This is a genomic window from Variovorax sp. TLI9-5A, assembly GCF_056867935.1.
The window spans coordinates 4,788,495-4,808,920 of the sequence record NZ_CP200310.1 but is presented as its reverse complement, the minus strand read 5'-3'; the positions used below and the strand labels follow the sequence as shown (position 1 = coordinate 4,808,920).

21 protein-coding genes are annotated in these 20,426 nt (G+C 69.3%); 12 read left to right on the top strand and 9 right to left on the bottom strand.

Going from position 1 to position 20,426, the window contains the following annotated elements; all coding sequences use genetic code 11:
- Window positions 1-41 precede the first annotated feature (41 nt).
- Together AC1VNX_RS22880 and AC1VNX_RS22875 are read right to left on the bottom strand one after the other, a co-directional pair.
- On the bottom strand, window positions 42-539 hold the full coding sequence (locus AC1VNX_RS22880; protein WP_483159738.1) for a methylated-DNA--[protein]-cysteine S-methyltransferase: 498 nt from the start codon (window positions 537-539) through the stop codon (window positions 42-44).
- Window positions 540-545: 6 nt separating this feature from the next.
- A complete protein-coding gene (locus AC1VNX_RS22875) occupies window positions 546-2,177 on the bottom strand; it encodes a DNA-3-methyladenine glycosylase 2 family protein (RefSeq protein WP_483159736.1) in 1,632 nt (543 codons plus the stop codon).
- Window positions 2,178-2,289: 112 nt separating this feature from the next.
- Here AC1VNX_RS22875 and AC1VNX_RS22870 point away from each other — a divergent pair, with 112 nt between their 5' ends.
- Complete coding sequence (locus tag AC1VNX_RS22870) at window positions 2,290-3,672, top strand: phosphomannomutase/phosphoglucomutase (RefSeq protein ID WP_483159734.1); 1,383 nt, start codon at window positions 2,290-2,292, stop codon at window positions 3,670-3,672.
- 19 nt (window positions 3,673-3,691) lie between these two features.
- Entirely contained in the window at window positions 3,692-5,080 is a 1,389-nt protein-coding gene (locus AC1VNX_RS22865) for a 3-deoxy-D-manno-octulosonic acid transferase (protein ID WP_483159732.1), read from the top strand.
- A gap of 30 nt (window positions 5,081-5,110) precedes the next feature.
- Here AC1VNX_RS22865 and AC1VNX_RS22860 read toward each other — a convergent pair whose 3' ends face one another.
- From AC1VNX_RS22860 to AC1VNX_RS22845, 4 genes are read right to left on the bottom strand one after another with little or no spacing between them, the layout of a single operon-like run.
- Window positions 5,111-6,661 carry a TolC family outer membrane protein gene (locus tag AC1VNX_RS22860; protein ID WP_483159730.1) on the bottom strand — a complete coding sequence of 517 codons (1,551 nt, stop codon included), beginning with the start codon at window positions 6,659-6,661 and terminating at the stop codon, window positions 5,111-5,113.
- Between the two features lie 23 nt (window positions 6,662-6,684).
- Window positions 6,685-7,029: a rhodanese-like domain-containing protein gene (locus tag AC1VNX_RS22855; protein WP_483159728.1), complete on the bottom strand. Its 345-nt coding sequence runs from the start codon at window positions 7,027-7,029 to the stop codon at window positions 6,685-6,687.
- Between the two features lie 19 nt (window positions 7,030-7,048).
- Complete coding sequence (locus AC1VNX_RS22850; RefSeq protein ID WP_483159726.1) at window positions 7,049-7,726, bottom strand: protein-L-isoaspartate O-methyltransferase family protein; 678 nt, start codon at window positions 7,724-7,726, stop codon at window positions 7,049-7,051.
- Window positions 7,727-7,747: 21 nt separating this feature from the next.
- Window positions 7,748-8,470, bottom strand: a complete 723-nt coding sequence (locus AC1VNX_RS22845; RefSeq protein ID WP_483162004.1) for a TetR/AcrR family transcriptional regulator — start codon at window positions 8,468-8,470, stop codon at window positions 7,748-7,750.
- Window positions 8,471-8,572: 102 nt separating this feature from the next.
- On the opposite strand from AC1VNX_RS22845, the gene msrA reads away from it, so the two are divergent.
- The 6 genes from msrA to AC1VNX_RS22815 all read left to right on the top strand — a co-directional run bounded on the left by msrA (window position 8,573) and on the right by AC1VNX_RS22815 (window position 14,485).
- Entirely contained in the window at window positions 8,573-9,124 is a 552-nt protein-coding gene (gene msrA, locus AC1VNX_RS22840; RefSeq protein ID WP_483159724.1) for a peptide-methionine (S)-S-oxide reductase MsrA, read from the top strand.
- 22 nt (window positions 9,125-9,146) lie between these two features.
- Window positions 9,147-9,527, top strand: coding sequence for a hypothetical protein (locus AC1VNX_RS22835; RefSeq protein ID WP_483159722.1), 381 nt, complete (start codon window positions 9,147-9,149; stop codon window positions 9,525-9,527).
- 84 nt (window positions 9,528-9,611) lie between these two features.
- Entirely contained in the window at window positions 9,612-11,714 is a 2,103-nt protein-coding gene (locus AC1VNX_RS22830) for a TonB-dependent receptor (RefSeq protein ID WP_483159720.1), read from the top strand.
- A 62-nt stretch (window positions 11,715-11,776) separates the two neighbouring features.
- Complete coding sequence (locus tag AC1VNX_RS22825) at window positions 11,777-12,730, top strand: AEC family transporter (RefSeq protein ID WP_483159718.1); 954 nt, start codon at window positions 11,777-11,779, stop codon at window positions 12,728-12,730.
- 145 nt (window positions 12,731-12,875) lie between these two features.
- On the top strand, window positions 12,876-13,280 hold the full coding sequence (locus AC1VNX_RS22820; protein WP_483159716.1) for a hypothetical protein: 405 nt from the start codon (window positions 12,876-12,878) through the stop codon (window positions 13,278-13,280).
- A complete protein-coding gene (locus AC1VNX_RS22815; RefSeq protein WP_483159714.1) occupies window positions 13,274-14,485 on the top strand; it encodes an OmpA family protein in 1,212 nt (403 codons plus the stop codon). Before AC1VNX_RS22820 ends, AC1VNX_RS22815 begins: the two co-directional genes overlap by 7 nt.
- A gap of 12 nt (window positions 14,486-14,497) precedes the next feature.
- On the opposite strand, the gene pdxH is transcribed toward AC1VNX_RS22815, so the two are convergent.
- Window positions 14,498-15,151, bottom strand: a complete 654-nt coding sequence (gene pdxH, locus AC1VNX_RS22810) for a pyridoxamine 5'-phosphate oxidase (RefSeq protein WP_483159712.1) — start codon at window positions 15,149-15,151, stop codon at window positions 14,498-14,500.
- A gap of 29 nt (window positions 15,152-15,180) precedes the next feature.
- Between pdxH and AC1VNX_RS22805 the strand changes: the two genes are divergently transcribed.
- A complete protein-coding gene (locus AC1VNX_RS22805) occupies window positions 15,181-15,750 on the top strand; it encodes a nucleotidyltransferase family protein (RefSeq protein WP_483159710.1) in 570 nt (189 codons plus the stop codon).
- A 22-nt stretch (window positions 15,751-15,772) separates the two neighbouring features.
- On the opposite strand, the gene AC1VNX_RS22800 is transcribed toward AC1VNX_RS22805, so the two are convergent.
- Window positions 15,773-16,312 (bottom strand): superoxide dismutase family protein, encoded by a 540-nt coding sequence (locus AC1VNX_RS22800; RefSeq protein ID WP_483159708.1) that lies wholly within the window; start codon window positions 16,310-16,312, stop codon window positions 15,773-15,775.
- The gene (locus AC1VNX_RS22795; protein ID WP_483159706.1) at window positions 16,309-16,995 is read right to left on the bottom strand and encodes a gamma-glutamylcyclotransferase; all 687 of its coding nucleotides are present in this window, start codon (window positions 16,993-16,995) and stop codon (window positions 16,309-16,311) included. The genes AC1VNX_RS22800 and AC1VNX_RS22795 overlap by 4 nt, the downstream gene beginning before the upstream one ends.
- Before the next feature lie 135 nt (window positions 16,996-17,130).
- Here AC1VNX_RS22795 and AC1VNX_RS22790 point away from each other — a divergent pair, with 135 nt between their 5' ends.
- The 3 genes from AC1VNX_RS22790 (at window position 17,131) to eda (ending at window position 20,424) form a co-directional block, all read left to right on the top strand.
- Complete coding sequence (locus tag AC1VNX_RS22790) at window positions 17,131-17,697, top strand: OmpA family protein (protein ID WP_483159704.1); 567 nt, start codon at window positions 17,131-17,133, stop codon at window positions 17,695-17,697.
- A 194-nt stretch (window positions 17,698-17,891) separates the two neighbouring features.
- Window positions 17,892-19,733 (top strand): phosphogluconate dehydratase, encoded by a 1,842-nt coding sequence (gene edd / locus AC1VNX_RS22785; RefSeq protein ID WP_483159702.1) that lies wholly within the window; start codon window positions 17,892-17,894, stop codon window positions 19,731-19,733.
- Window positions 19,734-19,788: 55 nt separating this feature from the next.
- On the top strand, window positions 19,789-20,424 hold the full coding sequence (gene eda, locus AC1VNX_RS22780; RefSeq protein WP_483159700.1) for a bifunctional 4-hydroxy-2-oxoglutarate aldolase/2-dehydro-3-deoxy-phosphogluconate aldolase: 636 nt from the start codon (window positions 19,789-19,791) through the stop codon (window positions 20,422-20,424).
- The last annotated feature ends 2 nt before the right edge of the window (window positions 20,425-20,426 follow it).

The window sequence follows — 20,426 nt, the reverse complement described above, 5'->3', positions numbered from 1 at the left end:
TGATCGGTCTCTTTCTTTCTCTTTCCATGCGCCGGGACTGCTCAGATCGCTTTTTCGAGCTGCAGCAATGCCGTCTTGCGTTCGAGCCCGCCAGCGTAACCGGTCAGCGAGCCGTCCGCGCCGAGCACGCGGTGGCAGGGCACGATCACGCTGATCGGGTTGCGCCCCACGGCCGCGCCCACCGCGCGGACCGCGGCCGGGTTGCCCACGTTGGCGCTCAGCGCGCCGTAGCTCGTGGTTGCGCCGGCCGGAATGGCCAGCAGCTGCTGCCACACGCTCTGCTGGAAGGCGGTGCCGTGTGAGAGGTCGAGCTTCATGTCGAAGCTGTCGCGCTTGCCGGCGAAGTAGTCGCGCAGCTGCGCGGCCGCCTCGACCAGCGCGGGGTGGTCTTCCTTGGTGACCCAGCCGCTGGTGTCGGGCCAGTGGCGCTGCTGGTCGAACCAGACGCCGGCCAGGCCCTTGTCGGTGGCCGCCATCGTGATGCCGCCCAGCGGCGTGTCGATGTGCGAGGTGTAGATGGCTTTGCTCTTGAACTTCATGACATTTCAGGCGGCAACGCCTGCCGTGTTGACGAGGGGAGATGCGGCGTCCGCCTGCTCGGCGGTGCCGGCGGTGTCCGCGACGGGGGGCGAGTCCGGGGAGGGCGCATGCCAGGCCCGCAGCACCGCGTAGCTGCGCCACGGCCGCCACGCCTGCGATGCATCGCTGGCCGCGCGAGCCGTGGTCACGCCCAGAGCCTTCTGCAGCGCGACGTCGCCGGCCGGAAAGGCGTCGGGCCAGCGCAGTGCGCGCATCGCGATGTACTGCGCGGTCCAGGCGCCGATGCCGGGCAGCTCCTGCAGCGCGGCGATGGTGGATGGCACGTCGGCTCCTGCGTGCAGCGCCAGCCTGCCGGACGCCACTTCGCGGGCGATGGCGTGCAGTGCCGTCTGCCGCTGCCGCACGATGCCGAGCCGGCCCAGCTCGTCGCCGCTGGCGGCAGCGATGGCGGCCGGGGTGGGAAAGAGCCGGTTCAGCCCCTCGACGGGCGTGGCCAGCGTTTCGCCGAAGGCCTCGACCAGCCGCGAGCCCAGCGTGCGCGCCGCGGCCACCGTGATCTGCTGGCCCAGCACCGCGCGCACCGCGAGCTCGAAGCCGTCGACCGCGCCGGGCACGCGCAGTCCGTCGCCGTGCGGGAAGGCTGCATGCAGCGCCGCGTTGATCGCCATCGGCTCGGCGTCGAGGTCGAACAGGGCACGGGCGCGGCTGATGACGATGGGCAGCACCGCGGCCAGCGAATCGCTGACCGACAGCAGCATCTGCTCGCGTTCCAGGTCGAAGCGCAGCTGGAGCCATCCGGCATGGGACTGCCCGCCCTGCTGGATGCGCAGGGTGCGGGTCAGCTTCACGTATTCGGGCGTGCTGCCCTTGGCGGGCTCCTTGCCGTCGGCCGTGGAGACGGCTTCCACGCCGCGCAGCGCGCGCCGCGCGAAGAAGCCCAGCATGGCGTTGGCGTCATAGGGCGGGCGGAAGCCCAGCCGCACCTCGATGGCCTTGCCCTGGCCGCCACCGTTGTCGCCGGTGGCACCACCGGCGCGTCGCAGTGCGCTCGGATTCAGGCCGTAGTGCTCCAGGAAGGCCGCGTTGAAGCGCCGCACGCTGGCGAAGCCGCTGGCCAGCGCCACCTGCGTCATCGGCAGGCGGGTGTCGGCGATGAGCTGCTTGGCGGCCAGCAGGCGGCGCGTCTGCAGGTATTGAAGAGGCGAGACGCCGAACTGCGACTCGAAAATGCGCCGAAGGTGGCGGTCGCTCACGCCCAGGCGTGTCGCGATCTGCGCCGCGCCGGGGCCGTCTTCCGACCAGGCGTCGGGCTCGTCGATCAGCCGCGCCGCCTGCAGCGCGAGGATGCGCGACGCGTCTTCGGTCGACCAGCTGGCCGCGCCTGAAGCGCGAGGGGCCAGTTCGGGCCGGCAGCGCAGGCAGGGGCGGAAGCCCGCGGCCTCGGCCTGTGCCGCATGGCGGAAGAACCGGCAGTTCTCGCGCCGCGGCAGCTTCACGCGGCAGACCGGGCGGCAGTAGATGCCGGTGGATGTCACTGCGGTGAAGAACGACCCGTCGAAGCGCGCGTCATGCGTCTTCATCGCCAGGTAGCAGGCGTCGCTCTCGAGCGCTTCGGTGGAGTGGTGGTTGGCAGGCATGGAGAAATGATACGGTTTCGACTCGTTTCAACTGGCCGTTTCCGGACATGTGGGCACCCCGGGCCTTGCCTACAATGCCCCGTTTACAAATCCATCAGGGAAACGCCTTTCCATGCAGCTCAGCGCGTCGATCTTCAAGGCCTATGACATCCGCGGCGTCGTGCCGGTCACTCTCGATGCGGAGGTGGCGGAAGCGCTCGGCAGGGCCTTCGGCAGTGCGGCCCGTGCAGCGGGCGAGAAGTCGGTGGCCGTGGGGCGCGATGGCCGCCTGTCGGGCCCGGCGCTGGCCGAGGCGCTGATCAAGGGCCTGGTGGCCGCCGGCGTCGAAGTCATCGACGTGGGCGCGGTCACGACGCCGATGCTCTACTTCGCGGCCCATACCCTATGCAGGAGCGGAATCCAGGTCACCGGCAGCCACAACCCCAAGGACTACAACGGCTTCAAGATGGTGCTGGCCGGCCGCGCGATCTACGGCGACGAGATCCAGGCCCTGCGCAGGACCATGGAAGCCGGCACCGCCCAACTCGCAGAGGGCGGCAGCGTGCGCAAGGTCGACGTGACCGATGCATACATCAAGCGCATCGCGGGCGACATCAAGCTGGCGCGCCCGATGAAGATCGTGGTCGATTCGGGCAACGGCATCGCCGGCGCTTCGGCCCCGGCCATCTTCCGCGCACTGGGCTGCGAGGTGACCGAGCTCTACAGCGAGGTCGACGGTAACTTCCCCAACCACCATCCCGATCCGAGCAAGCCCGAGAACCTGAAGGACCTGATCGCGGCGCTGGCCACCGGCGACGCCGAACTGGGCCTGGCCTTCGACGGCGACGGCGACCGCCTGGGCATTGTCACCAAGGACGGCCAGAACATCTTCCCCGACCGCCAGATGCAACTGTTTGCACAGGACGTGCTCTCGCGCGTGCCCGGCGGCACCATCGTCTACGACGTGAAGTGCTCGCAGCGCCTGGCGCCGGCCATCGAGGCCGCGGGCGGCAAGCCGATGATCTTCAAGACCGGCCACTCGCTCATCAAGGCGAAGATGAAGGAAATCGATTCGCCCCTGGGCGGCGAGATGAGCGGCCACATCTTCTTCAAGGAGCGCTGGTTCGGCTTCGACGACGGCACCTACGCGGGCTGCCGCCTGCTGGAGATTCTGAGCAAGAGCCCTGACGCGAACGCCGTGCTCAACGCGCTGCCCACGAGCTTCTCGACCCCCGAGCTGAACGTGGCCTGCGCCGAGGGCGAGCCGCACGCGGTGGTCGACAAGCTGGTGAAGAGCGCTGCCTTTGCCGCTCCCGCCCAGGTTTCGACCATCGACGGCCTGCGCGTCGACTGGCCCGATGGCTTCGGACTGATCCGCGCATCGAACACCACGCCCGTGCTGGTGCTGCGCTTCGAAGGGCAGACCGATGCCGCGCTCAAGCGCATCGAAGCCGAGATGCTGGCCCTCCTGAAAACCGCCAAGCCCGACGCCAGGCTGGCAGAAGCCGCCCACTGAACCGCTGACTGCCGAGCCCGTGCGTTCCCTGCTGCTGCGCCTCTACGGCGTCTTCACCACCGTCGTGCAACCGCTCGTGCGCCGCAAGCTGCGGCGCCGCGCGGAGGCCGAGCCGGGCTATGGCGTGGCCGTGGAGGAGCGCTTCGGCTACTACGATGAGGCCACCACCGGCCAGGCCCAGTGCTGGGTGCACGCGGTCTCGCTCGGCGAGACGCGCGCTGCCGCCATCCTGATCGCCGAGCTGCGCCGGCAGTATCCGGGCGTGCCGATCCTGCTCACGCACGGCACCGCCACCGGCCGCGAGGAGGGCGCCAAGCTGCTCGAGCCGGGCGACACGCAGGTCTGGCAGCCCTGGGACACGCCGGGCGCGGTCGGGCGCTTCCTGGACCGCTTCCAGCCGCGCATCGGCGTGCTGATGGAAACCGAGGTCTGGCCGGAGATGACGGCCGCCTGCGCCGAACGCCGCATTCCGCTGGTGCTGGCCAATGCGCGCCTCAACGAGAAATCGCTGGCCGCGGCCGAACGGCTCGCATGGCTGGCGCGGCCCGCGTACTCGTCCCTCACGGCCGTTTGCGCGCAGACCGAGGCCGATGCGCACCGGCTGGTGTCGCTCGGCGCCAAGGTGGCGGGCATCTACGGCAACCTCAAGTTCGACGCCACGCCCGACACGCGCCAGCTCGCCACGGCCGCTTCGCTGCGCGAGCGCCTGCCCAAGCCGATGGTGGTGCTTGCAAGCTCGCGCGACGGCGAGGAACGCATGCTGCTCGAAGTGCTCAAGCGCTTCGGCGCGACTTCGCCCGTGCCGCCGGAGCAGGGCGCGATCCGCTCGATTTCCAAGCGCGTGCACGACGTGCAATGGATGATCGTGCCGCGCCATCCGCAGCGCTTCGACGAAGTGGCGGCGCTGATCGAGGCCGAGGGCTTCGCCGTGGCGCGCCGCAGCGCGGCGGGCCAGCCTGCCGAGGCCGAAATCTGGCTCGGCGACTCGCTGGGCGAGATGGCGCTGTACTACGGCCTGGCCGACGTGGCGCTGCTCGGCGGCAGCTTCGAGCCGCTGGGCGGGCAGAACCTGATCGAGCCGGCGGCCTGCGGCTGCCCGGTGGTCATGGGCCCATCGACCTTCAACTTCGCCGAGGCGGCGCAGCTCTCGCTGGCTGCCGGCGCTTCGCTGCGCGTCGAAGGCATGGAGCAGGCGGTGACGGCTGCATTGAAGCTGGTCGAGAACCCCGAGCGCCGCGCAACCATGGCGCAGGCCGCGCTGGCGTTCTCGTCTTCGAACCGCGGAGCGGCCGAGCGCACGGCCGCCGCGGTGCTTGCCATCGCGCAGGCTGCGGAGCCGGTGACGGCGAAAGGCGAGCCGGTGGAAGAAAGCAGCGAGCCGGCGCGGGCCGAGCCTACGCTCGACTGATCCGAAAAAGCCGAATCCGCGCCCGGCGGCTCAGCGCGCCGGCGGATTCAGGATCACCGGCGGCACGGGTGCCGTCGGCATCGTCGGCGCGGGCGGATTGAACTGCGGCGTCTGCACCGGCGGGATCACCGGGATGCTCGGCGGCGTCACGGGCACCGCGGGCGTCGTCGTGCCGCGATCGGGCCCGATGGCCGGCGGCACGGCCGGCACGCTGCCGTTGCTCGCCAGCGTCGCGTTGATCGCGTTCATGTCGTCGGTGGTCAGCGTGCCGTTGGCCTGGCGCAGCTTCAGGTTGCCCAGCAGCACGTTGTAGCGCGCCTGCGCGAGGTCGCGCTTGGTCTGGTAGAGCTGGCTCTGCGAGTTCAGCACGTCGATGTTGATGCGCACGCCCACCTGGTAGCCGAGCCGGTTGGCGTCGAGCGCGCTCTGGCTCGATGCTTCGGCGGCTTCCAGCGCCTTCACCTGCCCCGCGCCCGAGACGAGCCCGAGGTAGGCCGCGCGCGTGGCCTGCGCCACGCTGCGGCGCGTGCCCTCGAGCACGCTGCGCGACTGGTCTTCGAGCGCCAGCGTTTCCTTGATTCGGTTCTCGGTGGCGAAGCCGGCGAAGAGCGGCAGGTTGAAGGTGACGCCCACCGTGGCCGCGTTGACGCGCGTGCCCACGGTGCTCGTGCTGGTGCCGGTCGGGTTGCGCGTGACGTTGTAGCCCAGGTTGGCGTCCAGCGTGGGCTTGTGGCCGGCCTTGGCCTTGTCCACTTCGAGCCCGGCCACGTCGAGGCCCAGGCGGGCCTGCTGGATGGCGGGATGCACCTGGTCGGCCTGCGAAACCCAGGCGTTGATGTCGGCGGGCATGGCCGTCGGCAGCACCACCGGCACCGCCAGCGGCACCGGTACGCTGCCCGGGCGGCCGACCAGCTGGTCGAGCACCACCTTTTTCACCTGCAGGTCGTTCTCGGCGGCGATTTCCTGTGCGATCACCAGGTCGTAGCGGGCCTGGGCCTCGCGCGAATCGGTGATGGTGGAGGTGCCGACCTCGAAGTTGCGCTTGGCAGAAGCCAGCTGCTCGGCCACGGCCACCTTCTGCGCGCGCACGAGCGCCAGGCTGTCCTGGCTCGCGAGCACGTCGAAGTAGGCCTGGCTCACGCGCACGATCAGGTCCTGCTCGGCGATGGTGAGCACCGCCTGCGCGATGTCGGCCTGGCGCTTGCCCTGCTCGTAGGTGGCCCAGTTGGCGGGGCGGTACAGCGGCTGCGTGGCGTTGATGCCGACGTTCTGCGTGTTGAAGTCGCGCGAGGCGGAGGTGCCCCGGCCGGCGCCCGTGAGGGTGTCGATGTCGAGGTCGCTGCGCGTCACGCCGGCCGTGAGCCCCACGGCGGGCAGGATGCCGGCCTTGGCCTGCGCTGCGCGCGCGATGCTCGCGTCGTACTGCGCCCGCGCACCCTGGTAGGTGGCGTCGAAACCGCGGGCGGATTCGTAGAGTTCGTTCAGGGTCTGGGCCTGGGTCAGGGCCGGCGATGCGAGCAGGACTGCGAAGGTGGTTGCGAGCGCTGCGGAAATAGGCGAAAGCCGGGGCCTGGAAGGCATTGAACGTCCTTGGGGGAAAGAATCTAGTAGCGCGGGACCGTAGGGTCGTGCGAGGACCAGGCGTCGATGCCGCCCGCCACGTTGGCGAGCTGGTCAAAGCCGTTCTGGTTCAGGAATGCGGCCACGCGCTGGCTGCGCGCGCCGTGGTGGCACAGGCAAGCAATCCGGAGCTCGGGCTGGCCGTCACTCAGCTCGGCCAGCCGCCCGGGAATCTCGTTCATCGGAATCGCCACCAGGGTGAAGCCCTGGGGCGCGACGCTCGCCGTCTGCAGCTCCCAGGGCTCGCGCACGTCGAGCAGCACGGGGGCGGCGTCGGCGTTCTGCGCGAACCAGGCGGCGAGGTCGGCGGGGCGGACTTGATCGATCATGCTTCGGTCAACCGTCTGCTCAGAACGCGAAGCGCGAGGGCTCGGGGAAGTTCAGCAGGCGCGGCGCCATCGTGTCCCAGGGCTGGATGGTGTCCCACTTGCTTTCGCTGGTGCGGGTGACGAAGTGGGCGCGCATCATCGGCTCGTCGCCCACGATGGCCGAGAGGCGGCCGCCGACCTTGAGCGATCCCAGCAGGTTCTGCGGAATGCGCGCGACGGAGCCGCTGAGCACGATCACGTCGAAGCTGGGGCCGCTGGGCAGGGGCACGGAGCCGTCGGCATTGCGCACCTCGACGTTGGTCACGCCGTTGCGGCGCAGCGTCTCGGCGGCGCGGGCGGCCAGCACGGGGTTGATTTCGAGCGAGAGCACCTGCGCGGCGCGGGCGCCCAGCAGGGCGGCCATGAAGCCGGAGCCGGTGCCGATCTCGAGCACGGTCTCGTGCTTCTGGATGTGCAGGTCTTGCAGCGTGCGGGCTTCGACCTTGGGCGACAGCATGATCTCGCCGGGCACGGAGCCGTCGAGCAGCGGCAGTTCCATGTCGAAGAACGACAGCGTGCGGTGCGCGTCGGGCACGTAGTCCTCGCGGTGGATCTGGGCCAGCAGCTCGAGGATGTCGTTGTCGAGCACGTCCCAGGGGCGGATCTGCTGCTCGATCATGTTGAAGCGCAAGCGCTCGAGGGTGGGGGTGGGGTTCATGGCGTGGCTTTCCTTGTTGGCTCAGGACAAACCTTCAATTTTAGGTGCCGCCGATGACACCTCCGGTTCGCTCGGCCTTCCGGAGCGCACGCTGAGCCCGTTGATCACCACTTCGGCCTGTGTGGCCAGGTACTTTTCGGGGTCGAGCGCCGCGGTTCCGTCGACGCAGACCATGGCCGAATGCTTCCAGAGCATGAGAAAGACCATGGGAGCGACCACCGAGTAGATCGCGTGGTCGATGTCCATCGGCGCGAACTCGCCGCTGTCGATGCCGCGCTGGAAAATGCGCCGCAGCAACACATGGCCGGGCCGGACCACCTGCTCGCGATAGAACTCAGCAAGCCCCGGAAAATTGGAGCCCTCGCTCATCATGAGCTTGGTCAGGCCCGAGGCCTGGGTCTTGCCGACGCGTTCCCACCACACGTTCATGCAGTAGCGCAGCATGTCGGCGGTGGTGCCCTCGAAGGCCTCGAATTCGGCATTCCACTCAGTGAAACGGCCGCCGAGGTTTTCCATGACCACGGCCTTGAAGAGCTCTTCCTTGCTCGGAAAGTAGAGAAAGAGGGTGCCCTTGGAGACTCCGGCGCGCGCCGCAACTTCTTCCGAGCGGGTGGCGGCGAAGCCCTTTTCGACGAACAGATCGAGCGCGGCGGCCAGCAGTTCGCCGGGGCGCGCCTCCTTCCGGCGCTCGCGCTTGGCGCGTACCGGGCAGATCTTGTCGACGAAGGAACGGGGCGTGGACATGGGGTTAATGACTCGCGGGTTAGTAATGTAGTGACCGACATACGTCACGTCAAGCCGCCACAATACCGGGCTCGTCTTTTCAACCCCTGCCGGAGCCGCACCATGTCCACCTCATCGCCGCCCACCGAAACCATCGTGCTGGGCGGAGGCTGCTTCTGGTGCACCGAGGCGGTCTTCGACCGCGTCCAGGGCGTGCTCGACGTGGAATCGGGCTATTGCAACGGCCAGGTTGTCAACCCGACCTACGAGCAGGTCTGCACCGGCCGCACCGGCCACGCCGAGGTGGTGAAGCTCGAATTCGACCCGGCCCAGATCAGCCTGCGCGAAATCCTCGAGATCTTCTTCGTCGTGCACGACCCGACCACGCTCAACCGCCAGGGCAACGACGTCGGCACCCAGTACCGCAGCGGCATCTACTACACCGACGACGCCCAGAAGCAGGTGGCGCAGGACGTCATCCGCGAGATCGAGGCGAGCAAGACCTACCACTCGCCCGTCGTGACCGAGGTGGCGCCGCTGGCCAACTATTCGACGGCCGAGGCCTATCACCAGGACTACTTCCTGAACAACCCGAACCAGGGCTACTGCGCGTTCGTCGTGGGCCCGAAGGTCGAGAAGTTCCAGAAGACCTTCGCGTCCCGCCTCAAGGCCTGAGCGGCCCGGAATCAGTTTCCCCGTGCACCTCGCCATCCGACAGTCCCGCCCCCGCTCGACCCGCGCGCTCGCGGTCGTGCTCGCGGTCGCGCTGTGGTTCGCGGGCACGCTGGGGCTGATGCACCGATCTCTGCACGTGCCGGGCCTGCCGGCCGCCGCGGCGCAGGCCGCGCAGATCGTCCACAAGCACACGGCTCATCACCTGGCCAGCCTGTTCGGCGATCACACCGATGCCGAGTGCCGGCTGTACGACCAGCTCTCCCACGGCTCGGCCATGCCCGGCGTGCCGCTGGTGGTGCTGCCGATGCTGCTGCCGTCGGCCACCTTCGCTTTCCTGCAGGGCGAGGCTCTCGCCCGCTGGGTCGCGCTCTTCGACGCGCGCGGCCCGCCTCCCACTCGCTGAATCCCCCTGTGTGCCGGCTGCTGCTGCACCCGCCTTGCGCGCGGTGGCGGCTGGTCGTCCCTTGATTCACCGAGTGTCCATTTCATGATCCCCAATTTCCGTCGCAACGCCATCGGCGTTGCCGTTCTTTCGCTTGCCTCCTTCGCTAGCCTGGCCCAGGCACAAGACCCGGCGCAGGTCCAGCAGGCCCAACCCGCCGACGCCGCGAGCCTGCGCGAGATCACCGTCACCGGCAATCCGCTCGGCGCCTCCGACCTGATCGCGCCCACCTCCACGCTGTCGGGCGACAAGCTGCTGCTGCGCTCCCAGTCGACGCTCGGCGAAACGCTGGACAACGTGCCGGGCGTGAGCAGCAGCTACTTCGGCCCCAACGCCAGCCGGCCGATCATCCGCGGCCAGGACGGCGACCGCATCCGCATCCTGCAGAACGGCGGCGCCGCGCCTGACGCCTCCTCGCTGAGCTACGACCATGCCGTGCCCGTCGATGCGCTGGTCACCGAGCGCATCGAGGTGCTGCGCGGCCCCTCGGCGCTGCAGTACGGCGGCAGCGCCGTCGGCGGAGTGGTCAACGTGATCGACAACCGCATTCCTTCGGAGCCCATCAACGGCTTCGGCGGCCGCGCCGACCTGGGCTATTCCACCGGCAACAAGGAGAAGAACGGCGGCGTGGTGGTCGAGGGCGGCAACGACCGCTTCGCCCTGCACGTCGATGCCTTCAACCGCGACTCCAAGGACGTCTCGGTGCCGATCACGCTCGAATGCAGCAAGCCCGGCTCGCCCTGGACGGCGCGCAAGATCTGCAACTCCGCCAACGAGGCCAACGGCGGCGCACTCGGCGGCACGCTGTTCTTCGACCAGGGCTACATCGGCGCCTCCGTCAGCAGCTACCGCAGCAAGTACGGCACCGTGGCCGAGGACGACGTCACCATCAACATGAAGTCCGACCGCTACGCGCTGGAAGGCGAATGGCGTCCGGGCGGCTTCATCAGCAGCATCCACGCCAAGCTCAGCCACACCGACTACCGCCACACCGAGTTCGAGGGCGGCACGCCCGGCACCACCTTCTCGAACATGAGCAACGATCTGCGCATCGAGGCGCGCCACCAGAAGATCGGCAACTTCGAGGGCCTGGTCGGCTTCAGCAGCGAGACCAACCGCTTCGCCGCCGACGGCGAGGAAGCCTTCGCGCCGCACAGTCGCACGCGTTCCAACGCGCTGTTCCTGTTCGAGGAATACGGCACCTCGTGGGGCCGCCTGAGCTTCGGCGCGCGCACCGAGCAGGTCCGCATCCGCTCGCTGGGCTATCCGGACGATCCGACGGTCACGCGCTTCGCCATCGGCGAGCGCACCTTCAATCCGCACAGCGCGGCTTTCGGTGCGTTGGTCAACCTCGCGCCGCAGTGGCAGCTGACCTCGAACCTCGCCTACACCGAGCGCGCGCCCAAGGACTACGAGTTGCTGGCCAACGGCCCGCACGTGGCGACCGGCGCCTGGGAGGTGGGCGACCCGAACCTGAAGAAGGAAAAGTCGACCGGTCTCGACCTGGGCGCGCAGTGGAAGTCGGGCCCCAACACGGCCCGCGTGAACGCCTACGTCACGCGATTCAGCAACTACATCGGCCTGACCGCGACGGGGCGCAACCTCGACGAGGAAGGCAACGTGGCCGAGCCCGGCGCCACCGACACGCTGGCCGAGTACGTCTACGGCGGCGTGCGCGCGCGCTTCACCGGCATCGAGGCCAACGGCAACCTGCGACTGCTGGGCTCCGACGGCTTCGCGCGCATGGACGACGCGGGCACGCTCGACCTCGAGTGGCGCGGCGACATCGTGCGCGCGAAGAACCTCGACACCGGCGAGCCGCTGCCGCGCATCGCGCCGCTGCGCCTGGGCGCCACGCTGGCCTACAACAACGGCCCGTGGGGCGCGCGCTTCGGCTTCGACTACAACGCCGCCCAGCGCCGCGTGCCCACGGTGGGCGCGCGCGAGACCGATGCCTACACGCTGTGGAACGCCGCCATCACCTACCGCATGAAGGTGCAGCGCGCCAACCTCACCTGGTACGCGCGCATGGACAACATCACGAACAAGCTGGCTTACAGCGCGACCTCGATCCTGACGAGCACGGTGTATCCGAACGCGCCGCTGCCGGGCCGCACGCTGAAGGTCGGTCTGCGCGTGACGTTCTGAGCCTGAGTCCGGGCCTGAACGTGGGGGAGGGCGTCGGAAGCCGCTCGGCTATCCTCGCCGGGGTGAATTCCTTCGTCATCTCCTCGCTCGTGCCCGTGGTCGTGCTCATCGCCGCGGGCTACCTGGCCGGCAAGCGGCGCTGGATCGGCGGTGGCGCGGTGAAGGATCTTTCGCACCTCATCTTCCTGCTGCTCGCGCCCGCGCTGCTGTTCCGCGCGATGAGCACGGTGCACGTCGAGCAGCTCAGCCTGAAGCCGGTGGCGGCCTACTTCGTCGCCTCGGGCCTGCTGTTCGCGGGCACGCTGGCCTTGCGCGGCTTCAACCGCACGGCGGCGGTGATCGCGTTGGCCAACACCTACAGCAACACCGTGATGATCGGCATCGCGCTGATCGGGCTGGCCTACGGCGAGGAAGGCATGGTGGTGCTGCTCACGCTGATCTCGCTGCATTCGCTGGTGCTTCTGACCAGCGCCACGGTGGTGCTGGAACTGGCCGTGGCGCGCGAGCAGGCCGGCGCCGCCGGCGCGGAAAAGCGCCCCTCGATCGCCCGCACCGTGATGCGCGCGCTGCGCAACGCCATCATCCACCCGGTGCCGCTGCCGATCATCGCGGGCCTGTTGTTCGCTCAGACCGGGCTGGTGATGCCCGAAGCGCTCGACAAGCCGATCCAGCTTCTGGGCCAGGCCTTCGGCCCGATCGCGCTGGTGATGGTGGGCATCACGCTCGCGCTCACGCCCATCGGGCGGCACTGGCGCGGCGCGCTGGTGCAGGCGCTGGTGAAGAACCTGCTGCATCCGCTGCTGGTGGCGCTCATCGGCTGGCTGCTGGGCGTGCGCGGCATTCCGCTCACGGTGATGGTGGTGGCCGCGGCGCTGCCGATCGGCGCCAACGTGTTCCTGTTCTCCCAGCGCTACCGCACGGCCGAAGACCTGGTGACGGCAAGCGTCGCCGTCTCGACGGTGCTGGCGCTGGCAACGCTCACGCTCGTGATGATGTGCGTGCAGTGGTTGCCCTGAGTCCTTCGGACTCGTTCCGGTAATTTCCCGCGCACTTTTGCCTTAGCTCCCGCAAGGCGCGCCTATGCCGTTCGGCAGGGTGGCCGTTTGGCGAGATGCCGTGCGGCCCTCCGGCCCCTACATTTGCCGGCTGATGATTCACCCGGTGCGCTCTTCGCCCCTTCTTGCTATGGCGGTGGTCGCGACGGTGATCGCGCTGCACGGCCGACCCGTGCAGGCAGCGGAGACTGCCGCCGACTCGCCCAAGCCGTGCCGCACGCCCTGCCTTTCGGCGAGCGCGCCGCGCGAGCCGACGGAGCCTGCGGCCACGGCGAAGGCCGACAAGGTGCCCAAGGCCGAGGAGGGACCGTCGAAACCGAAGCCGGCGGCCAAGGCACGCCCGCAGCCGGCCGCGCCGGTGCCATCGCCGCCGCCGGTGCAGCGCGAGGCCTCTGCGGCCGCAGCGCAGCGCCCCGCGCCGTCGAAGCGCTGCACCGAGATCAACATGCGCGCCGCCGTCGGCGAGCCGCTGTCGGACCAGGACATGAAGACATTGAGGAGCCAATGCTGATGACGACAACCATCCACCGCGCCCGCCTGGCGCTGCGCATCTTCGCGCTGCTGTGCTGCGCCGTGCTCGCCGCCGCCTGCGCCCACCGCCCCGCGCCCGGCAACGCCATGCCCTTCGACCAGGCCGTGAACCAGGCGGTGGACGACCTGATGGTGCAGACGCAGAAGCTGCCGGCCTTCCTTGCCAAGGTCGAGTCGACGCTCACGCAGCGCCGCATCGTGATCGACCCGCTGCTCGAAGGCGCGAGCGGCCAGCAGACCGAGGTGACGCGAGTGGCCGAGCAGCGCATCGTGCAGCGCATGCAGGCGCAGTTCAAGCAGTTCACCGTCTCGCCCTTCAACGCCACCGAGATCGGCAACGCGCAGTACGTGCTCAACGGCACGCTGGTGCGCGACAAGGACGCCTCGGGTGCGCCTTACCGGCTGAACCTGGCGCTCACCGAGATCAAGAGCGGCGTGGTGATCGCGCAGTCGGTGACGCGCATCAGCGACGCCTCGCTCGACACCCGCCCGACCGCCTTCTTCCGCGACAGCCCGGTGAACGGCAAGGACCGTGGCGTCGAGGGCTACATCCGCACCGCAGAGACCCAGCCCGGCCAGGCCGCCGACGCGCTCTACCTGGAGCGCCTGCCGACCGCCACCGTGTTGCAGGAGGCCACGGCCGCCTACGAGGCCGGCCGCATGACCGAAGCGCTGAGCCGTTACGAGGCCGCGTCGAAGCGGCCCGACGGGCAGCAGCTGCGCATCTACAGCGGGCTGTACCTCACGCAGTCGCAACTGGGCCGCACGGCCGATGCCGAGAAGACCTTCGGCACCATCGCGCGGCTGGGGCTCGAAACCAACAACCTGAGCGTGAAGTTCCTGTTCAAGCCGGGTTCGACCGACTTTCTGTCCGACCCGAAGATCAGCGCCGCCTATCCGATGTGGCTGCGCCAGATCGCGCGGCAGGCGGCGCAGATCGATTCGTGCGTGGTGGTCACGGGCCACACCAGCCGCACGGGTTCGGAAGCGGTGAACGAGCGGCTGTCGCTGCAGCGTGCGGCGAGCGTGAAGACCAGGCTGGTGGGCGAAGCGCCGCCGCTGTCGAAGAAGCTGCGCGAATCGGGCATGGGATTCCGCGAGAACATCGTCGGCACGGGCGCCGACGATGCGAGCGACGCGCTGGACCGGCGCGTCGAGTTCAAGGTGGTCGCTTGTGAGGCCTGACCGCGAGCCGTCTTACGGAGCCAAACGTTCGCGCACCCAGTCCGCGCCCTCGAGCCGGTAGCGCAGCCGGTCGTGCAGCCGGCTCTTGCGGCCCTGCCAGAACTCCCAGCGGTCGGGCACCAGCCGGTAGCCGCCCCAGTGCGGCGGTCGCGGTGGCGAGAGCAGGTGCTTGGCGGCGTAGAGGGCTGCGTTCTTCACGAGCACGTCGCGGCCGCTGATCACTTCGCTCTGCGGGCTGGCCCAGGCGCCGATGCGCGAATCGAGCGGGCGGCTCGCGTAGTAGGCGTCGCTTTCCTCGGCGCCGGTTTTCTCGACGCGGCCCTCGATGCGCACCACGCGCTCCAGCTCGACCCAATGGAACTGCAGCGACGCATACGGATTGCCCGAGAGCTCGCGGCCCTTGCGGCTTTCGTAGTTGGTGTACCAGACGATGCCGCGCGCGTCGTAGCCCTTGATGAGCACGATGCGGCTCGACGGCCGCAGGTCGCTGCCCACGGTGCACAGCGTCATCGCGTTGGGCTCGGGCACCTGGGCCTCGACGGCTTCGGTGAGCCAGCGTTCGAACTGCTTGAGCGGATCGTCGGCGCTGCGGGTCTCGTCGAGCTCGGCACGTTCGTAGCTCTTGCGCAGCGCGGCCAGCGCGTCTTTGGAAAGAGGGGAAGTCATGCCGGGATTGTTGCGCACATACTCGGCCCATGACGACGCAGAAGGCGAATTCCCCAGTGGTGATCGTGCTGGCCTCGGGCCGCGGCGAGCGCTTCATCGCGGCCGGTGGCACCGGCTCGAAGCTCAAGGCGCTGCTCGCGGGCAGGCCGGTGCTGGAACGCACGCTGGACGCGGTACGCGCCAGCGGGCTGCCCTGGCATGTGGAAGACGCGGGGCATCCCGGCATGGGCGATTCGATCGCGGCGGCCGTGCGCGCCACTTCCGGGGCGGCGGGCTGGCTGATCCTGCCGGGCGATCTGCCGCTCGTGCAGCCGCGCACGCTGCAGGCCGTGGCGGCGGCTCTGGGCGGTGTGGCGAATGCCGTTCAACCGCAATACCAGGGAGAGCGCGGCCACCCGGTAGGCTTCGCCGCAGCGTGCGGTGCTCGGCTTGCGGCGCTGGAGGGGGCTGCCGGCGCGGCGTCCGTCCTGCGGGCGATGCGTGCCATCGATTCGGTCATCGATCTCGCGGTGGATGATGTGGGCGTCGTCACCGACATCGACACGCCCGAAGCCCTGGCGAGGGCCGAGGCGCTATGGCTGGCGCGCGAGGGCGCCTAGCCTTCTTTTTCTTCTTGCGCGATCAGGGCTTCGCGATCACCGCGCAGGCGATGCGCGGGCCGGAGTTGCCCGCCGGCTGAGTCGTGAAGTCGTCGGGGTCGCGGTGCACCACCAGCGCACGGCCGATCACGCTGTTGGTCGCGCCTGGGATGAGGGAGATCGAGTGGTCTTCCAAGCTGAAACGCGCTACGCCGCTGGCGTCTGCCCGCAGGCTTGGCAGTTCGCCGGCATGGCTGCCGGGCGCGCCGAACTTGCCGTGCGTGCCGCCGGTCGGGTTGAAGTGGCCGCCCGAGGCGTTGCCGTTGTCGCCGCAGTCGCCCTTTTCGTGGATGTGGAAGCCGTGCTCGCTGCCCGGCACCAGGCCGCGCACCTCGCCCGCCACGCGCACGCCATGGTCGAGGGCGGTGAAGGTCACCGTGCCGCGCGTCGGGTTGGGCGTGATCGCGCCGGTTGGCTCCAGCTCGACGGCGGAGCTGGGATTGCCGCCCATGCTGCCGCAGGCGGCCAGGATGGCCGAGGCGAGGAGGGCGGAGCCGGTGGCGATGAGGCGACGATGGTTCATGTGTTTTCCTTGAATGGACCGGAAGATGGTTGGGAAGGGTTGTCTGAAGACCCCGGAACATATACCGGAGGCTGCGGTGCATCGCAATCGGACGAGGGCTGCTCCTTCGCTTCGGCCAGCGCCACCAGCCGCGCCAGTGCCGCGTCGTGGATCGAATGGCGCTGCAGCTCCAGCAGCGTCTGCTGGGCGTAATCGAGCGAGCTGCCGTAGCGGCCGACCGCGTTGGCGAAGATGTGGCGGTAGCGCTCGTCGCTGAGCTCGCCGGTGAAGTTGGGGCTGCGCCGCGAGAGCGTGAAAGCCAGTGCGCGCACATGGCCTTCGGAAGTGCCGCAGCGCAGCCACCTGGGGTCGTACACGCCGGTCGGCATCTCGCGCAGCCAGAGCCGGCGCAGGGTTTCGAGTCCCTCGGCCTTCGGCACGCGGAACACCATGCCGCGGCAGCTGCCGCCCGAGAGCAGCCCGAACACCAGGCCCGGCGTCTGTACGCTGCCCCGGTTCACGCGGCTCCACATCTTCAGCGCCCGGTGCCAGCCGCGCACCCAGGCCTGGCGCCGCTCGACGAAATCGAACTCCGGCCGCCAGATCAGCGAGCCGTAGCCGAAGAGCCAGAGATCCTCGTGCCCGCCCCAGTCGGCGATGGCGCGCTCGAGCATCGGCTGCGGGTCGCGCAGGGGAGTGGGCATGGGGTCGAGTCCCGGCGGACCGGGGTTCGGCGCCGGCTCCGACACGGGAGTGCCGGAACCGCCACCTACAATTTCCTGATCATGGTTCACCGCACCATTATTTACCGGCCCCTTCCTTATGGAGCAAGACCCCCGATGAGCGACGACGACAGCCAGCAGAACTTCATCCTCGGATTCGTCATGGCGCTGATCGCCCTGGTGATCTTCTTCGTGGTGGGCATCGCCATCTGGCACAAGGGCCACGGCACCGCGGTCGCCGCCAAGCCGCCGGCGGTGGCCGCGATGACGACGACCATGCCGCCGGCATCGCCAGCCCAGGCGGCGCCCAAGGTGGCCGAAGTCACCGAGACGGTCACCGTGGTCATCCCCGACGGCGCGAGCATCCGCGTGGTCGACGGCGTGGTGAACTTCTACTTCGCCACCGGCAGCGCCGACCTCGCACCGGGCGCCGCCGAGGCCCTGGCCGCCGTCATCAAGGGCTTGGAGAGCGGCCGCAAGGCGGTGATCTCGGGCTTCCACGACACCACCGGCGACGCCGCCATCAACGAGCAGCTCGCGAAGAAACGTGCCGAAATGGTGCGTGACGTGCTCGTGGGCCTGGGCGTTCCAGCCGCCAAGGTCGACCTGCAGAAGCCCGCCGTGACGGCCGGCTCGGGCAACAACGCCGAGGCGCGCCGCGTCGAGGTCAAGCTGGTCGACTGAGCGGCAGCCTCGCTGCCGGACAGGAAGCCCGGCCATGCCGGGCTTTTTTGTGTGCGGCGTCTTTCAGCGTGCAACTGGGTAAATTCGTATTGCCCCGCGCTCGGATTTCATCGGGCATTCGCGCCTGACTTGTTACCATGGGCCTCCAGGCCCAGAGTCGCCCGGGCGACAGCAGCAAGAGCCATCGATCCCCCATGAGCAGCAGCACCAACCCCACCGTACGCGACGTCACCGATCGCATCCGCGAGCGCAGCCAGGGGCTGCGCGGCGCATACCTCACCCGACTTGCCGAGATCCGCGCCCGCGACCGCGGCTCCGACCGCATGGGCTGCGCCAACGTGGCGCACGCCGTGGCCGGCATTCCGGCCAACGACAAGTTCCGCGTGGTGACCGAGCGCGCGCCCAACATCGGCATCGTCACCGCCTACAACGACATGCTCTCGGCCCACGCGCCGTACCAGGGCTACCCCGACATCATCAAGAACGAGGCCCGTGGCCTCGGCGCCACCGCCCAGGTGGCTGGCGGCGTGCCCGCCATGTGCGACGGCGTCACGCAGGGCACGCCCGGCATGGAGCTGAGCCTCTTCAGCCGCGACCTCATCGCCATGAGCACCGCCGTCGCGCTCACGCACGACATGTTCGACGCCGCGCTGATGCTCGGCGTGTGCGACAAGATCGTGCCCGGCCTGCTCATCGGAGCGCTGCACTTCGGCCACCTGCCCACCGTGTTCGTGCCGGCGGGGCCGATGCCCTCGGGCCTGTCGAACGGCGCCAAGTCGAAGGTGCGCGAGCAGGCAGCCCAGGGCCTCGTGGGCCGCCAGGGCCTGCTCGACGCCGAGATGGCCGCCTATCACACGCTCGGCACCTGCACTTTCTACGGCACCGCCAACAGCAACCAGATGCTGCTGGAGGCCATGGGCCTGCACGTGCCCGGCACGGCCTTCATCCAGCCGGGCGACGCGATGCGCGAGACGCTCACCCGCGAGGCCGTGCGCACGGTGCTGGGCAAGGCGGGCGAAACCACATTCGACTGCCCCCCGATCGGCGTGATGGTCGACGAGCGCTGCATCGTCAACGCCATGGTCGCGCTGCTCGCCACGGGCGGCTCCACCAACCACCTGATCCACTGGGTGGCCGTGGCGCGCGCCGCGGGCATCGTGATCGACTGGGACGACTTCTCGAAGCTCTCCGACGTGGTGCCGCTGCTGAGCCGCGTGTATCCCAACGGTAGCGCCGACGTGAACGAATTCCAGGCCTCGGGCGGCCCCGGCTTCGTGATCGGCGAACTGGTCGATGCCGGCCTCATGCACGCCGACGTGCTGACGGTGCGCTCCGGCGGCATCCGCGAATTCGCGAACATTCCCTCGCTGGCGAGCGGTTCGGATGAGAAGCGCCTGCAATGGACTCCCGCCGCGCCGCTGAAGAACGAGGCCGTCACCCGCACCGTCGACAGCCCCTTCAGCGCCACCGGCGGCCTCAAGCTGCTGAGCGGCAACCTGGGCCGCAGCGTCATCAAGGTGTCCTCGGTGCCCGATGACCGCCATGTCATCGAGGCGCCCGCGCGCGTCTTCGATTCGCAGGCCGCGCTGCAGAAGGCATTCACCGCCGGCGAACTGGAGCGCGACGTGGTCTGCGTGGTGCGCTGGCAGGGCCCGCAGGCCAACGGCATGCCCGAGCTGCACAAGCTCACGCCGCCGCTGTCGGTGCTGCAGGGCAAGGGATTCCGCGTGGCGCTGGTCACCGACGGTCGCATGAGCGGCGCGTCGGGCAAGATCCCGGCCGCCATTCACGTTTCGCCCGAAGCCGCCGCCGGCGGGCCGCTGGCCAAGGTGCGCGACGGCGACCTGATCCGCCTCGATTCCGTCGCAGGTACGCTCGCCGTGTTGCTGCCCGACGACGAATGGGCCGCGCGCGAGGTCGCCACCATGTCCGAGGCGCAGCGCATCGCCGACGGACACGGCCTCGGCCGCGAGCTGTTCGCAGGCATGCGCCGTAATGCACTGACCGCCGAAGAGGGCGCCTGCTCCTGGCTGTGACCAGGGCGGCTTCTTCCCCGAAGGCGATGCGCAAGTAACCAATTGGAGCCAGGAAATGACTGAAAAACTCACCCCCCTCGATGTGATGCGCGACGCCCCGGTCATTCCGGTCATCGTGCTCAACGATGTGAAAGACGCCATCCCTCTGGCGCGCGCCCTGGTGGCCGGCGGCATCCGCATGCTCGAAGTCACGCTGCGCACACCGCAGGCGCTGCAGTGCATCGAGGCCATCGCCAAGGACGTGCCCGAGGCCGTGGCCGGCGCCGGCACCATCCGCAGCGCCGCCGACGCGCAGGCCGCGGCACTGGCCGGTGCGAAGTTCGGCGTGAGCCCGGGCTATACGCGCTCGGTCGGCAAGGCCTGCCACGACATCGGCCTGCCGCTCCTGCCCGGCGTGGCCACGGGCAGCGAGATCATGACGGCGCAGGAAGACGGCTACACGCAGCTTAAGTTCTTCCCCGCGCTGCAGGCCGGCGGCCTGCCGATGCTCAAGGCCTGGCAGGGGCCTTTCGGCGACGTCACCTTCTGCCCGACCGGCGGCATCCATGCCGGCAACGCAGCCGAGTTCCTCGCGCTGTCGAACGTGGCCTGTGTGGGCGGTTCGTGGATTGTGCCGACCGACGCGATCCGCGACGGCGACTGGGCGCGCATCGAGCAACTGGCACGCGCCGCTAGCCAGCTGGCGCGCTGAGC

Excerpts from the sequence above, each read along its gene's own strand:
- AC1VNX_RS22880 (WP_483159738.1), bottom strand. The coding sequence starts at position 539 with ATGAAGTTCAAGAGCAAAGCCATCTACACCTCGCACATCGACACGCCG.
- pdxH (WP_483159712.1), bottom strand. The coding sequence starts at position 15,151 with ATGACTTCCCCTCTTTCCAAAGACGCGCTGGCCGCGCTGCGCAAGAGC.
- AC1VNX_RS22845 (WP_483162004.1), bottom strand. The coding sequence starts at position 8,470 with ATGTCCACGCCCCGTTCCTTCGTCGACAAGATCTGCCCGGTACGCGCC.
- AC1VNX_RS22875 (WP_483159736.1), bottom strand. The coding sequence starts at position 2,177 with ATGCCTGCCAACCACCACTCCACCGAAGCGCTCGAGAGCGACGCCTGC.
- AC1VNX_RS22805 (WP_483159710.1), top strand. The coding sequence starts at position 15,181 with ATGACGACGCAGAAGGCGAATTCCCCAGTGGTGATCGTGCTGGCCTCG.
- AC1VNX_RS22830 (WP_483159720.1), top strand. The coding sequence starts at position 9,612 with ATGATCCCCAATTTCCGTCGCAACGCCATCGGCGTTGCCGTTCTTTCG.
- eda (WP_483159700.1), top strand. The coding sequence starts at position 19,789 with ATGACTGAAAAACTCACCCCCCTCGATGTGATGCGCGACGCCCCGGTC.
- AC1VNX_RS22850 (WP_483159726.1), bottom strand. The coding sequence starts at position 7,726 with ATGAACCCCACCCCCACCCTCGAGCGCTTGCGCTTCAACATGATCGAG.
- AC1VNX_RS22870 (WP_483159734.1), top strand. The coding sequence starts at position 2,290 with ATGCAGCTCAGCGCGTCGATCTTCAAGGCCTATGACATCCGCGGCGTC.
- edd (WP_483159702.1), top strand. The coding sequence starts at position 17,892 with ATGAGCAGCAGCACCAACCCCACCGTACGCGACGTCACCGATCGCATC.
- AC1VNX_RS22790 (WP_483159704.1), top strand. The coding sequence starts at position 17,131 with ATGAGCGACGACGACAGCCAGCAGAACTTCATCCTCGGATTCGTCATG.
- AC1VNX_RS22855 (WP_483159728.1), bottom strand. The coding sequence starts at position 7,029 with ATGATCGATCAAGTCCGCCCCGCCGACCTCGCCGCCTGGTTCGCGCAG.
- AC1VNX_RS22815 (WP_483159714.1), top strand. The coding sequence starts at position 13,274 with ATGCTGATGACGACAACCATCCACCGCGCCCGCCTGGCGCTGCGCATC.
- AC1VNX_RS22800 (WP_483159708.1), bottom strand. The coding sequence starts at position 16,312 with ATGAACCATCGTCGCCTCATCGCCACCGGCTCCGCCCTCCTCGCCTCG.
- msrA (WP_483159724.1), top strand. The coding sequence starts at position 8,573 with ATGTCCACCTCATCGCCGCCCACCGAAACCATCGTGCTGGGCGGAGGC.
- AC1VNX_RS22795 (WP_483159706.1), bottom strand. The coding sequence starts at position 16,995 with ATGCCCACTCCCCTGCGCGACCCGCAGCCGATGCTCGAGCGCGCCATC.
- AC1VNX_RS22860 (WP_483159730.1), bottom strand. The coding sequence starts at position 6,661 with ATGCCTTCCAGGCCCCGGCTTTCGCCTATTTCCGCAGCGCTCGCAACC.